The organism is Croceivirga sp. JEA036 (assembly GCF_011882165.1).
In the GTDB taxonomy this organism is placed as follows: domain Bacteria; phylum Bacteroidota; class Bacteroidia; order Flavobacteriales; family Flavobacteriaceae; genus Croceivirga.
The window spans coordinates 248,042-262,272 of record NZ_JAATON010000002.1 but is presented as its reverse complement, the minus strand read 5'-3'; the positions used below and the strand labels follow the sequence as shown (position 1 = coordinate 262,272).

Sequence of the window (14,231 nt, the reverse complement as noted above, 5' to 3'; positions counted from 1 at the left end):
TACCTCTAATCAAAAACAGACCAAAAATGAGATTGAACCACATTTTAATTGTTTGCGCCTTACTATGTTTAAGGTTTGCTTGCGCTCAAGAATTTCAAGGCATAGCAACGTATCAAAGCAAGACTACTTTGGATATTAATTTAGAAGGTAGGCGCATACCGGAAGACAGAAAGGCCCAGATAATGGAGCGTATGAAAAAGGGCATGGAGCGTACGTACGACTTAAATTTTGATAAAACTGCAAGTTTATACACAGAACAGCAAGCTTTGGAAACACCCAATACGGATAGTAGGGGTGGCCGTTTTAGAATAATGATGGGCGGCTCTACAGGTATTTATTACAAAGACATACAAGCCAAAACATTTAAAAATCAACAAGAACTTTTTGGAAAGGTTTTCTTAGTAGTAGATAGTTTGGAGCCATGGCAATGGAAATTGGGTTCTGAAACCAAGAAAATCGGAAACTACACGGCCTACAAGGCAACAGCCATTAAAAAAATAGATACGAGCAAAACAAATCAGTTTAGACGATTTGGACCTCCACCTCCACCGGGAGATGAGGAGAAAAAGGCGCAAGAAAAGGATAGTACTGGTGCAAAAACGGAAAACACTCTTTTTAACCGAATGGAACAACCTACAGAGAAAGAAATTGTAGCGTGGTATACTCCAGAAATTCCTGTAAGTACAGGACCAGGGAACTATTGGGGTTTACCGGGACTAATCCTAGAAGTACATGACGATAAAACCGTAATCCTTTGTTCTAAATTAGTGCTAAACCCAACGGAGAAATCTAAAATTGAGGCACCTAAAAAAGGCAAAGAAGTTACCCAGGCTGAGTATGATGAAATTGTTGCAGATAAGATGAAAGAAATGTCTGAACGATTTAGAGGGGGTAACAGAGGTAGGCAAGGCGGATTTAGACCAAGAGGGTAATGATGGGTACATATAAAATTGCGGTATGGGTAGGGAGTTTGCTTTTTACCGTAGCGGCGTTGGCACAAAACATTACCTTAAAGGGTATGGTCAAAGATAGTCTGCAAAACCCTTTAGATATGGCTAATGTTATGGCTGTAAACCAAGATGGGCAGGCCTTAGATGGTTTTGGCATTACTAGCCCTGAAGGTAAATTTCAATTTAATGTAAAGGCAAACGCAACATACGTAATTAGGGTTAGTTTTTTAGGATTTACCACCAAAGAAATTCCCTTGACCACAACAACACAAGATGTTGATCTAGATGTAGTTCTATATGAATCGGCAGAAAGTTTAGATGAGGTAGAGGTAGTCTATGAGATTCCAGTTTCAATAAAAGGTGACACCATAATTTACAATACGGATTCTTTTGTAACGGGTACAGAAAAAAAACTAGAAGATGTTTTAAGCCGCTTACCTGGGGTAGAAGTGAATGATGACGGCGAAATAGAAGTAGAGGGTAAAAAAGTAACTAAGGTAATGGTAGAAGGCGAAGATTTTTTTGATGGCGATTCTAAATTGGCGACGAAAAATATTCCTGCAAATGCTTTGGATAAGATAGAAGTGCTACGTAATTATAGTGAAGTTTCACAATTAAAAGGGGTTACCAATAACCAAGATAATGTAGCCATTAATTTAAGATTAAAAGAAGGGAAAAAGAAATTTTGGTTTGGAGAGATTACCGGTGGTGCAGGTCCAGATGGCAGGTATACTGCCAACCCCAAGTTGTTTTACTATAGCCCAGATTTTAGCTTAAACCTGCTAACGAACCTTAACAATGTGGGCGAAGTAGCTTTTTCTAGAAGAGATTATTGGAATTTTACGGGAGGTTTTAGAGGGGCTACTCGTAGCAATACAGGAACTAGTTTTAATACGGGCTCTAGTGGCTTAGGGATTAGTACGGCACAAAACGATAGAGCAAAAGAAATAGATACCAAATTTGGTGCTATAAACTTTACCTTAAAGCCAACAGATGTTTGGACGTTAAATGGTTTTGGCATTTATTCCTATACCAATACGCTTATGGAAACAGAAGCAAGCAGGGTTTTTATTGCAAGTAACCAAACGGAACAAACCACGGCTAGTACAGACCAAGTTTCTAAACTGGGGCTTATAAAGTTGGGGTCTAATTACAAGCCTAACGATACTTTTCAATGGAATTATGATGTTTTGGTAAGGCTATCAGACGAGGAAGAAGTAACAAATACCTTATCCTTGACAACAACTGCGGATAACATTACCGAGCAAAATAGCCAAAGGCCAACAACCATTACACAAAATAGCAATATATATTACACGGCTAATGAAAGCAACATTTTTGCTTTAGAAGCAAGTTATGAGTATGCAGATGAAAACCCGTTTTATAATGCTATTAGGGAGCAGCAACCGTTTTTAGGCACTATTCCTTTTAATGAAGAGCAATCGGTATATAATGTAAATCAGGATCAATACACACAAACCCACCGGTTAGATGCTAAACTAGATTATTTTTGGGTAACCTCTCCTAAAAGTCATGTAAACTTTACCCTGGGCACTACGGTAAGTGAGCAACGTTTTAATTCTAAAATATTTCAAATTTTAGATAACGGCGCATCGGAAGATTTTAATGAAAGTGCGTTAAACAATGATGTTGACTTTTCTTTTTCTGATGCTTATTTGGGTATGCACTACAAACTAGTTGCAGGTAAGTTTACGTTAAATCCTGGTTTTCATGTGCATGCGTATAAAGCCACGAACACTCAATTAGGAACTTCTGTAAGTGATGATTTAGTGAATATAGTGCCAGATATGTTTATTCAATATCAATTTAAAGATTCGGAGAGCTTACGCTTTAATTATAACGTTACGCGGAGTTTTTCAGATATTAACAGCTTTGCTTCGGGTTATATCTTTAACAATTACAACTCGCTCTATCAGGGTAATCGGGATTTAGAAAGTGCATTGTATCATAATGTCAACTTAAACTTTTTCAGTTTTAAAATGTTTAATCAGCAAAATATTTTTGCGAATGCCTCTTACAGCAAGCGCATAGACGCATTTAAGACCAATACCAGTATTACGGGCATAAATCAGGTAAACTCACCTATAAATTCAAATTTGGAAGATGAGACCCTTTCTGCCAATGGCAATTACCAAAGAACTTTTGGAAAGGTAAAAGTTAGTGCCCAAACCGGACTTTCTTATGGTAATACTAATAATATTGTTAACGGTGAAGCTCAAAATTCGCAATCGTTTACCCAAAATTATAAGGCTTCTGTGGGTAGTAGTTTTGTAAAGGCTCCTAATTTAGAGCTGGGTTACCGCTACACGGTAAACGATTACAATACCGGTGCCACCAACGCTACGTTTTATACCGATAGGCCATTTGCTAAGTTTGATGCCGCTTTCTTAAACGGCTTTGTGTTCTTGGCAGATTACGATTACTATTTTTATAGGGATAAGGCAGAAACGGTAGAGAATAAATACGGTTTCTTAAATGCCAGTTTATCCTATCAAAAACCTAAAAGTAAGTGGGAATATAGCATTGAGGCTACCAATTTAACCAATAATGAGGTGCTGAATAGGGATACGTATAACGACAATTTTATTAGTACTTCTGCCTATTTTGTGCAGCCAAGGTATCTGATATTTAAAATTAAGTACGATTTATAATTTTCAATTTTGTCAAAAGCATTTGGCTTCCTACTTTTGTCCTCCATTAATGAGGAAGGATTTGACTGATTGCAACCTCAGAAGTTGAAACTGGTTTTCAGCGGAAATAAAAAAATGCTAAAAAGTGGTGTTAACTTCTTTGGGGTGTTTCGTCAAATCTATCCATAAAATTGAAATGAATGCCCTATTTATTTACTTCGGAGTCCGTTAGCGAAGGACATCCAGATAAAATAGCAGACCAGATTAGCGATGCCTTGTTAGACAACTTTTTGGCGTTTGACCCAGAAAGTAAGGTTGCATGTGAGACCTTGGTAACTACGGGCCAAGTGGTATTGGCCGGTGAAGTAAAGAGCGATACCTATTTAGATGTGCAAACCATAGCTAGAGAGGTAATTAACAAAATAGGTTACACCAAAGGGGAATACCAGTTTAGTGGCGATTCTTGTGGCGTAATTTCTTTAATACATGAGCAAAGCCAAGATATTAACCAAGGTGTAGACCGTGCTACTAAAGAAGAACAGGGTGCAGGAGACCAAGGGATGATGTTTGGTTACGCTACTAAGGAGACCGAAAATTACATGCCTTTGGCTTTGGATATTTCTCATAAAATTTTGCAGGTATTGGCAGATTTAAGGAGAGAAGGCAAAGAAATATCCTATCTGCGCCCAGATGCAAAGGCACAGGTTACCATAGAGTATTCTGATGAAAACGTACCGCAGCGTATAGATACAATTGTGGTTTCTACCCAGCACGATGCTTTTGACGAGGACGATGCTATGTTGGCTAAAATCAAAAAGGACATTATTGAAATCTTGATTCCGCGTGTAAAGGAACAATTACCAGCCTATGTGCAAGCATTGTTTACTAATGGTATAACGTATCATATAAACCCTACCGGCAAGTTTGTAATAGGAGGTCCGCACGGAGACGCTGGTCTTACAGGTCGTAAGATTATAGTAGATACCTATGGTGGCAAAGGAGCGCATGGAGGTGGTGCCTTTAGTGGTAAAGACCCGAGTAAGGTAGACCGTAGTGCCGCATACGCGGCAAGACATGCTGCCAAAAATTTAGTGGCTGCAGGGGTCGCAGATGAGATTTTGGTACAGGTGAGTTACGCTATTGGTGTAGTAGAGCCTACCTCCATTTTTGTAGATACTTATAGTACCGCAAAAGTTGATTTATCTGATGGCGCCATAGCTAAGAAGGTAGCAGAATTGTTTGATATGCGTCCGTTTGCTATTGAAGAACGGCTAAAACTACGTAACCCTATCTATTTAGAGACCGCCGCTTACGGGCATATGGGGAAAACCCCACAAACCGTAACCAAGGTTTATGAGTCTCCTTACAACGGTAGAATAGAAAAAGAGGTAGAGTTGTTTACTTGGGAAAAATTAGATCAGGTAGATGCGGTAAAAGCCGCTTTTGATATCTAAAAGAATCGTATAGATTTAACTTTTAATTGAAAAACCGCTAAGTATTTAGCGGTTTTTTTATACGTAATTTCTTAGTTTGTATTTTGGAATACAAAAAGAATTCGTTGCAACATCAGAAGAAAAAAAAGCAGCCTTGGCCTACCAAGGACGCTATGGCACAAATTTATGAATTAGGTTTTTGGGGTACAGGTAGCAGTCCATATTATTCGGGTCATGGTTCTCATCGTACTGAATTTGTTACACCCTATATTTCTGCGGTATCTCAGTTTTTAAGCAGTTTTACAAACTCTATCAGGGTATGCGATTTAGGTTGTGGAGATTTCAATATAGGCAAGCAGCTGATTCCCTTTGTTTCAGAATATATTGGTGTAGATATTGTTCCGGCACTCATTCAATTCAACCAAGAAAAGCATAGCACGGATAGCGTGTATTTTAAGTGTTTAAATTTGGCAGAAGAGGAACTGCCAAATGCAGATTGTGCTATTGTTAGGCAAGTACTGCAACATTTATCCAATACAGAGATTGAAAGTATAGTGCCGAAGTTGTATCGGTACAAATATCTAATACTAACAGAACACCTCCCAGAAGGTGAATTTAAGCCTAATTTAGATATCATTTCGGGTAGAAACATTCGCTTTAGAAAAAATAGCGGTGTAATTCTAGAAGCAGCACCGTTTAACTTTAAGCCAATAGCAAAAAAGCAGTTGCTAGCCATCCAAGATGCTACAAATGGGGGCGTTATAATCACTACCTTATATCAATGTAATTAAAATAACCAAATTGAGATTTACATGCTTCCAAGAATTCTGTTTATGGCTATAATTGTTTATGTTTAAGGGAAATATGAGGATATGAAAACTCCGTACTGCGTGTTTGTATTTTTTGTGTTATTAATTTTAACTCCAATTAACGCACAGGAATCTGTGTTTGTATCTGACTTTATAGAACGGTTAGAGAATTCACAAAAATACGTGGAGCAAGTGGCAGAGCTTATGCCAGCGGAAAAGTACCAGTATAGGGCTTCAGAAGAATCCTTGAGTTTTGCACAAAATCTATTGCATATCGGCTTCGCCTTAAACTGGCATTCCAAAACTTTGATTGGAGGCATAAAAACCCCAACTTGGCAAGAAGATACAGTATATAAAGAAGCGGGTAAGTCAAAGAAAGAAATGATTGCAATAGTAAATGCTACATTTAAAGAGGCAATTGCATTGTTAAAACAGATAGATGTTGATGAATTGGAAAATCGACAGGATTATTTTGGTTTGGATAGGACCAAAAGGCAAATCTGTTTGCTTTTGGCAGACCATATTACGCATCACCGAGCTCAAATGATAGTCTATTTAAGATTAAACGGAATTACACCGCCACGGTATGTGCTGTATCAATAATTCATATAAAGACGGGTGGTTAGCGTACATTAAAACAACTGTTACAAATTCAATAGAAAAGTAGTAATCCTTTAAAAAAAGGTAAAACATTAGGAATTCTAAATTTTCTGCCTTTATATTTGTCCTGTAAAGTTCACACACGTATTGAATAGTTATCAAGAAAGGTGGAGGGAATAGACCCTTTGAAGCCTTAGCAACCCTTGAGCGTTACCAACAACTGTTGGTGCATCAAGAAGGTGCTACATTCTACCCTTATGGGAAGGATAACACACAGAGAATTTCTCATCTATCTTCTTATAACTTTTTTATACCTGTTTACGACAAACATGTCGTTGGCTTTTAGTATTCAATTTTTAATAGTCGATAAAAACAGAAACATGAGTAATTCACAATTTGCAACCAACGTATTACATGCAGGCCATGATACCACACAAACAGGCGGTACCAGAGCTGTTCCCATTTACCAATCTACCTCTTATGTATTTAATAATACAGACCACGCGGCCAATCTATTTTCTTTGGCAGAACTTGGATTTATCTATACCCGCTTAAATAACCCTACCAATCAAATTTTACAAGAGCGTTTAGCTGCTATTGAAGGTGGCGTAGGTGCTGTGGTTTTTGCATCGGGTACCGCTGCCATTTCTACCGGTTTACTAACTTTATTAAAAGCAGGAGACCATATTGTGGCTTCTAGTAGTTTGTATGGCGGCACCTATAATTTGCTAAATGTAACCTTGCCAAGATTAGGTATTACCACTACGTTTGTAGATGCCGCAGACCCGGAGAATTTTGGCAAAGCAGTACAAGAAAATACCCGTGCGTTTTTTGTAGAATCCTTAGGAAATCCAAAATTAGATGTGTTAGATTTAAAAGGGATTTCTAAACAGGCAAAAGCAGCGCAGGTTCCTTTTATTGTAGATAATACGGTAGCAACACCGGGCTTACTGAATCCTATTGAACATGGTGCCAATTTGGTAATACACTCGTTGACCAAATATATTGGTGGTCAAGGTAATTCTCTAGGTGGTGCTATAATAGATGCAGGAACGTTTGATTGGAGCAATGGTAAATTCCCAGAATTTACAGAGCCTTCTGCAGGTTACCATGGTTTGGTGTACCATGAGGCCTTGGGCGCGGCAGCATTTACGTTTAAATTAATTTTAGAAGGCCTTCGTGATTTTGGTGGGGCATTGAGTCCTTTTAACGCTTTCCAGATTATCCAAGGATTAGAAACCTTGCCGGTACGTATAAAACAGCATAGTGAAAACGCCTTGGCATTGGCAGAATGGTTAGAAGGTAGAGAAGAAGTAGCTTGGGTAAATTATCCAGGTTTAAAGAGTAGTAAGTACAATAGCCTTGCACAAGAATATTTGCCTAAAGGGCAAAGTGGTATTGTTACTTTTGGGGTCAAAGGTGGTTTTGAAGCAGCAAAACAATTAACAGACGCAACCAAGGTCTTCTCTTTATTGGCCAATATTGGTGATACCAAATCTTTAATTATACACCCAGCGAGTACCACACACCAGCAATTGAGTGTGGAGCAGCAAGAAAGTGCCGGGGTTACACAAGATTTGATTCGCTTGTCTGTTGGTTTAGAAGATATAGCAGATTTAAAGTCCGATTTAGAACAGGCATTCGCGGCCGTAAAATAATACAGTTTAAGAGGGTTTGCCCTAAGTAATTTAATCGCATACATGTTACATCAATTTAAGATAGAAAATTTCAAGACCCTGAGTGGTGCTACGCAAGACATTCAATTGTCTTATCAGCTTTTTGGTAAAGAATTGCACACGGCCCCAATTGTGATGGTGAATCATGCGTTGACGGGTAACTCAAATGTTACAGGAGAAGACGGCTGGTGGTCAGAAATTATTGGAGAAGGAAAATGTATAGATACCCAAATTTATACCGTGCTGGCATTTAACATTCCGGGTAACGGGTTTGATGGCTTTGTCATAGAAAACTATAAAGATTTTGTGGCTGGCGACATGGCACGTATTTTTCTAAAAGGATTAGAATTACTTAAGGTAAACCACTTACATGCTCTGGTAGGTGGTTCTTTGGGTGGTGGCATTGCATGGGAAATGATTGCGTTAAAACCTGATATTGCCGATAATTTAATACCGGTGGCATCCGATTGGAAATCTACGGATTGGTTAATTGCCAATTGCCAGATTCAAGAACAGTTTTTGGTCAATTCAAAGAATCCAGTGCATGACGCTCGTATGCATGCCATGCTGTGTTACCGTACACCAGAGTCTTTTAAAGAACGCTTTAAAAGAAGTACCAATGAGGAGCTCAATGTGTTCAATGTAGAAAGTTGGTTAATGCACCACGGTAAAAAGTTGCAAGAACGCTTTCAACTATCAGCATATAAGTTGATGAACCAACTACTCAAGACTATTGATATAACTCGCAATGGTGAAGCCGTTTTTACCAAGATTGAAGAAAGCAACATACGCATACACATCATTGGGGTAAATTCTGATTTGTTTTTTACCGCTGAAGAAAACAAGGAAACGTACAAAAGATTGGCTCAAAGTAGTAGCAATGTTACCTATGGAGAGGTACAATCGTTGCACGGGCATGATGCATTTTTAATAGAATTTAAACAATTAGAAAATTTAATACGCCCAGTATTTGAGCAGCAACGCGTTCAATCTGGATTAAAGGTTTTAAAATTTGGTGGTCGTTCTTTGGCCAACGGTAAAGGTTTAAATGCGGTTCTGGACATACTAACCCAAAGGGTTGCGGCTGGCGAACGTTTGGCGGTTGTACTTTCTGCTAGAGAAAAAGCTACGGACACCTTGGAGCGTATGTTAGAAAAAGCCGCTTCCGGAGGGGATTATAGCGTAGATCTACAAAGTTTTGCCCTTTACCAACAGGCAGGTTTGGCCCAAGTAGATATGAGTCAAGAACTTTCGGTATTGGAAAGCAAATTAAATGGTGTTGCCCTTTTGGGCGATTATAGTGCCAAAACCAAAGATGAGGTATTGTCTTTTGGCGAGCTTATTTCAGGGCAATTGGTGAGCCGATTGTTAAAGGAAAAGGGTATTAACGCGGTATTTATAGATTCGCGCCAGCTCATAAAAACAGATAATGCTTTTGGAGAAGCAAAGGTAGACGAAGGTTTGTCCAAGATCAAAGTGGTTGAAAAATTTGCCCAATTAGAACCAGATGCAGTGCCAATTATTACGGGCTTTATTGCCTCTAATGAAAAAGGGGAAACTACTACTTTAGGTAGAAATGGTAGTAACTACACCGCATCTCTATTCGCCAATTTTTTAGATGCAAAGGAATTACTGAATTATACACATGTAGACGGAATTTTTACCGCAAACCCAGATGTGGTTACAGATGCCAAAATCATAGATTCACTTTCATTTGCAGAGGCAAATGAGCTAGCCAATTTTGGGGCTAATATTCTACATGCAAAGACCATAATTCCGCTTTTAGAAAAGAATATTCCCTTACGTATTTTAAATACGTTCAATCCAAAATCTAACGGTACATTGATTAGTGCCGATGGTGGCAAACAAGGTATTACCTCTTTGAGTGTGATGGAAAATATGGCATTGATTAACCTAGAAGGTCGTGGTTTGTTAGGTAAAGCGGGTGTAGATGCGCGTATTTTTAATGCCTTGGGCCGCAGAAATATAAGTGTAGGTATTATATCTCAAGGTTCATCAGAAAGAGGTATTGGTTTGGTGGTAAATGCCAAGCGCGCTTTGGACGCCAAAAAAGCGCTAGAAGATGAATTTGCAAATGATTTTGGTTCTAAAGACGTTAACAGTATTTCGGTAAATAAAGAGGTAGTGGTAATTTCTGTGGTGGGGCAAGATTTGAGCTCTTTTCACGAACCGTTTAATGCGCTGATAAAGAATAAGGTGGTGCCTATTTTATTCAACAATACTGTGTCTGGTAAAAACATCAGTTTGGTGTTCCATAAACAAGATTTACACAAAGCCGCCAACGTTATGCATGGGCAAATTTTTGGTATCGCAAAGCGAATTAACCTTGCCATTTTTGGAGTAGGTACGGTAGGTGGCACACTTATAGACCAAATTTTGGCTTCTAAAGAAAGCATTGTAGATAGAAAGGGGATAGAGGTAAATATTTTTGCTATTGCCAATTCTAAAAAAGTGCTGTTAAATAGAAAAGGTGTTGGTGCCCAATGGAAGCAGAACCTCTTAGGGCAAGGAGAAACCTATAATTTAGACACGCTTATAAAGTTTGCACAAGAAAATCATTTAGAAAACTTAATCGCAGTGGATAACACAGCGAATGCAGAATTTGTGAAACACTACACTAAACTTATTAAGGGCGGGTTCGACTTGGTATCGTCCAATAAAATAGCCAATACGCTTGATTATCAGTTTTATAAGGATGTTAGAAAGGAGTTGAATGCCAACCGCAAACAGTATTTGTACGAGACAAACGTGGGGGCAGGCTTACCTTTGATAGACACCATTAAATTGTTGCATTTATCAGGAGAGAATATTACCCGCATAAAAGGGGTGTTCTCAGGTTCTTTAAGTTATATATTTAATACGTTTTCTGTAGAAGATGTGCCTTTTTCTAAAGTAGTATTAGAAGCAAAAGAAAAAGGATACACGGAGCCAGACCCTAGAGAAGATTTATCTGGGAACGATGTAGGTAGAAAGTTGTTGATATTGGCTCGCGAACTAGAGTTAGAGAATGAGTTTTCTGATATAAAAATCAAGAATTTAATTCCAGAGCAATTGAGGAATGTAGACCAGGATACCTTTTTGGAACGTGTTACGGAACTGGATGCCGAATTTAAAGCGGTAAAAGAAAACCAAGATGCAGACCATGTTTTACGTTATGTGGGCGATTTGCATGGCGATTTGCAACAAGATAAAGGAGTGTTAGAAGTAAAATTAATTTCTGTGCCAAAGTCAAGTGCTTTAGGACAAATAAGTGGTTCGGATTCCATTATTGAAATTTATACGGAATCATATGGTGAGAACCCAATTACCATACAAGGTGCCGGCGCGGGTGCTGCGGTAACCGCACGTGGCGTATTTGGAGATATTTTGCGCATAGCAGAGAAAGGCTAGTTTTTTTTAAAAGAAAAGGAGAATGGAGAATAAGTTTGAAACCAATGCAATAAGAAATCAACTGGAACGGTCGCAATACCTAGAGCATTCCGTGCCCATGTATGTTACCTCTAGTTTTGTTTTTGGTGATGCTGAAGATATGCGTGCTTCTTTTGCCGAAGAAAAGGATAGAAACATTTATTCGCGCTACAGTAATCCTAATAACAATGAATTTGTGGCAAAGATTTGTGAGATGGAAGGTGCTGAGGCTGGTTTTGCATTTGCCTCTGGTATGGCTGCGGTTTTTTCCACGTTTGCGGCTTTGTTAGAAAGCGGCGACCACATTGTTGCCTCCAAAAGTATTTTTGGTTCTACACTTAATTTATTCAATTCGTTCTTACCCAAATGGAACATAGAAACCAGTTATTTTGGTGTTCATGAGGTAGACCAAATTGAAAGCCTTATCACAGAAAAAACTAAAATATTGTATGCCGAATCACCTACCAACCCTGGGGTGGATATTGTGGATTTGGAAGTGCTTGGAACAATAGCTAAAAAACATAATCTAATATTGATTATAGACAACTGTTTTGCTTCACCCTATTTACAGCAGCCCATGAAATTTGGGGCCGATTTGGTCATTCATTCGGCTACTAAATTAATAGATGGTCAAGGAAGGGTTTTGGGCGGAATTACCGTAGGTAAGGCAGATTTAGTGGATAAGGTGTATCGTTTTTCTAGGATTACGGGGCCGGCACTTTCGCCCTTTAATGCTTGGGTGCTTTCCAAAAGTTTAGAAACCTTGGCGGTACGTGTAGATAGGCATTGCGAGAATGCCCTAAAGCTTGCAGAATATTTAGAAGCACACCCCAAGATTAATTGGGTTAAATATCCTTTTTTAAAATCGCACCCAAAGTATGAAGTGGCACTTAAGCAAATGAAAGCTGGTGGTTGTGTGGTAGCTTTTGAAGTTAAGGGCGGATTGGAAGCAGGCAGAAAATTCTTTGATTCCATTAAATTATTGTCGTTATCTGCCAATTTAGGCGATGCCCGTAGTATTGTAACACATCCGGCTTCTACCACGCATAGTAAATTAACGCCAGAGCAGCGGTTAGAAGCAGGTATAACAGAAGGTACGGTAAGGGTGTCTGTAGGTTTGGAACATATAGATGATATTATTGCTGATATAAGCCAAGCATTGGGATAAGCATTTTCACTATATTCGTGTTATGCTGTCCAAGAAAACCAAATACGGATTAAAGGCGTTGGCCTATCTGGCACAACAAGAGGGTAAAACCCCGGTGCAAATTGCAGAAATTGCTAAAGAAGAGAATATTTCCCAAAAGTTTTTAGAAAGTATTCTATTGTCTTTAAGGCGTAATGGATTTTTGGGTTCTAAAAAAGGAAAAGGCGGGGGCTATTATCTCATAAAAGAGCCCAAAGACATACCTATGACTACCGTTATGCGGGTCTTGGAAGGACCTATTGCCATGGTGCCCTGTGTAAGCTTAAATTTTTATGAATCTTGTGATGATTGCCCAGATGAAGCTACTTGTTCCGTACATAAATTAATGCTTCAAGTTAGGGATAGTGCTTTGGACGTTTACAGAAATAACACCTTGGCAGACTTGCTATAAGGTAGATTTCGCCTTAAATTTTCTTAAAAATAGCACCAAAATTTTAATAATCTACTAAAATAGTAGAGTAAACGTGAAATTTAACTCTATTCTGCATTTTGGTTTAAAAAATTACCCTATGTTTGTATTCTCTAGTAAATAGATAGGATAATAAGATTATGATTGCAGATCAACTTGTTGTGGATTCCAAAAAAGAGAAAAGCACCTATGCTAAGGACAAAAATGCGGAGAGTCCAAAGCGCAGTATCGCTAAAAGTATAAGCTGGCGTATTGTAGGTACCATAGATACGGTAATTATTTCTTGGATAGTTACCGGTACGTTAACTTTAGCCTTTTCTATTGGTTTAATAGAGTTGGTAACCAAAATGGTACTATACTTTTTTCACGAACGTATTTGGAACAGCATAAGTTGGGGTAAAAAATAGTAAGCTATGTCAGAAGATCAATTACCAAAATGGAATGCGCAATTAAAAGGTATTCCGCCACAAGAAATCATAGCGTGGGCATTGCAGCACGGAGACAAACCTGTATTAACCACCAATTTTAGACCATATGAGGTAGCCATATTACACGCTGTAACAGACGTGGCTCCTAATATTCCTGTAATTTGGTGCGACACAGGTTATAACACACCTAACACATACAAGCACGCAGAAGAATTAATTGAGCGTTTAAAGTTGAACGTAAAATTATATGTGCCTAAACAAACCGTGGCACATAGAGATGCCGTTATGGGTATTCCGCAAATAGATGACCCAAAACATAAATTATTTACGGAGCAAGTAAAACTAGAACCTTTTCAAAGGGCAATGGCAGAGCATAAACCAGACGTGTGGTTTACCAACTTAAGAAAGGGGCAAACCGCACTTAGGGATTCTTTAGATATTTTAAGTTTGAGCAAAGATGGGGTTCTAAAAGTGAGTCCTTTTTATAACTATAGCGATGCTCAATTAGATGCTTATTTAAAACAACACAATTTACCGAACGAACATAAGTATTTTGATCCTACAAAGGTGTTAGAAAACCGTGAGTGTGGGTTGCATACCTAATAAATGAACAGAAAGAACACCAACTAGGTTGGTTAA

11 protein-coding genes and 1 riboswitch are annotated in these 14,231 nt (G+C 38.5%); all 11 genes read left to right on the top strand.

The features are described from left to right. Positions 1-26 precede the first annotated feature (26 nt). Positions 27-932, top strand: coding sequence for a GLPGLI family protein (locus HCO57_RS06015; RefSeq protein WP_167988281.1), 906 nt, complete (start codon positions 27-29; stop codon positions 930-932). Between the two features lie 2 nt (positions 933-934). Then, on the top strand, positions 935-3,622 hold the full coding sequence (locus HCO57_RS06010) for an outer membrane beta-barrel protein (RefSeq protein WP_317171118.1): 2,688 nt from the start codon (positions 935-937) through the stop codon (positions 3,620-3,622). A gap of 179 nt (positions 3,623-3,801) precedes the next feature. Then, a complete protein-coding gene (metK, locus tag HCO57_RS06005) occupies positions 3,802-5,055 on the top strand; it encodes a methionine adenosyltransferase (protein ID WP_167988279.1) in 1,254 nt (417 codons plus the stop codon). Positions 5,056-5,207: 152 nt separating this feature from the next. After that, complete coding sequence (locus tag HCO57_RS06000) at positions 5,208-5,825, top strand: class I SAM-dependent methyltransferase (protein WP_167988670.1); 618 nt, start codon at positions 5,208-5,210, stop codon at positions 5,823-5,825. A gap of 81 nt (positions 5,826-5,906) precedes the next feature. Then, complete coding sequence (locus HCO57_RS05995) at positions 5,907-6,446, top strand: DinB family protein (protein WP_209066049.1); 540 nt, start codon at positions 5,907-5,909, stop codon at positions 6,444-6,446. Positions 6,447-6,595: 149 nt separating this feature from the next. Next, a riboswitch (SAM riboswitch) is annotated at positions 6,596-6,716 on the top strand. Between the two features lie 107 nt (positions 6,717-6,823). Continuing rightward, a complete protein-coding gene (locus HCO57_RS05990) occupies positions 6,824-8,101 on the top strand; it encodes an O-acetylhomoserine aminocarboxypropyltransferase/cysteine synthase family protein (protein WP_010519080.1) in 1,278 nt (425 codons plus the stop codon). 42 nt (positions 8,102-8,143) lie between these two features. Further along, positions 8,144-11,530: a bifunctional aspartate kinase/homoserine dehydrogenase I gene (gene thrA, locus HCO57_RS05985; protein ID WP_167988278.1), complete on the top strand. Its 3,387-nt coding sequence runs from the start codon at positions 8,144-8,146 to the stop codon at positions 11,528-11,530. Between the two features lie 22 nt (positions 11,531-11,552). Next, the gene (locus HCO57_RS05980) at positions 11,553-12,716 is read left to right on the top strand and encodes a trans-sulfuration enzyme family protein (protein WP_167988277.1); all 1,164 of its coding nucleotides are present in this window, start codon (positions 11,553-11,555) and stop codon (positions 12,714-12,716) included. Positions 12,717-12,738: 22 nt separating this feature from the next. Further along, positions 12,739-13,146, top strand: coding sequence for an RrF2 family transcriptional regulator (locus tag HCO57_RS05975; protein WP_010519083.1), 408 nt, complete (start codon positions 12,739-12,741; stop codon positions 13,144-13,146). A gap of 158 nt (positions 13,147-13,304) precedes the next feature. Next, positions 13,305-13,571, top strand: a complete 267-nt coding sequence (locus HCO57_RS05970) for a DUF2061 domain-containing protein (protein ID WP_010519084.1) — start codon at positions 13,305-13,307, stop codon at positions 13,569-13,571. Between the two features lie 6 nt (positions 13,572-13,577). After that, a complete protein-coding gene (locus tag HCO57_RS05965; protein WP_136949570.1) occupies positions 13,578-14,195 on the top strand; it encodes a phosphoadenosine phosphosulfate reductase family protein in 618 nt (205 codons plus the stop codon). Positions 14,196-14,231 lie beyond the last annotated feature (36 nt).

Excerpts from the sequence above, each read along its gene's own strand:
- HCO57_RS05995 (WP_209066049.1), top strand. The coding sequence starts at position 5,907 with ATGAAAACTCCGTACTGCGTGTTTGTATTTTTTGTGTTATTAATTTTA.
- HCO57_RS05975 (WP_010519083.1), top strand. The coding sequence starts at position 12,739 with ATGCTGTCCAAGAAAACCAAATACGGATTAAAGGCGTTGGCCTATCTG.
- HCO57_RS06000 (WP_167988670.1), top strand. The coding sequence starts at position 5,208 with ATGGCACAAATTTATGAATTAGGTTTTTGGGGTACAGGTAGCAGTCCA.
- HCO57_RS05980 (WP_167988277.1), top strand. The coding sequence starts at position 11,553 with ATGGAGAATAAGTTTGAAACCAATGCAATAAGAAATCAACTGGAACGG.
- HCO57_RS06010 (WP_317171118.1), top strand. The coding sequence starts at position 935 with ATGGGTACATATAAAATTGCGGTATGGGTAGGGAGTTTGCTTTTTACC.
- thrA (WP_167988278.1), top strand. The coding sequence starts at position 8,144 with ATGTTACATCAATTTAAGATAGAAAATTTCAAGACCCTGAGTGGTGCT.
- HCO57_RS05965 (WP_136949570.1), top strand. The coding sequence starts at position 13,578 with ATGTCAGAAGATCAATTACCAAAATGGAATGCGCAATTAAAAGGTATT.
- HCO57_RS06015 (WP_167988281.1), top strand. The coding sequence starts at position 27 with ATGAGATTGAACCACATTTTAATTGTTTGCGCCTTACTATGTTTAAGG.
- HCO57_RS05990 (WP_010519080.1), top strand. The coding sequence starts at position 6,824 with ATGAGTAATTCACAATTTGCAACCAACGTATTACATGCAGGCCATGAT.
- HCO57_RS05970 (WP_010519084.1), top strand. The coding sequence starts at position 13,305 with ATGATTGCAGATCAACTTGTTGTGGATTCCAAAAAAGAGAAAAGCACC.
- metK (WP_167988279.1), top strand. The coding sequence starts at position 3,802 with ATGCCCTATTTATTTACTTCGGAGTCCGTTAGCGAAGGACATCCAGAT.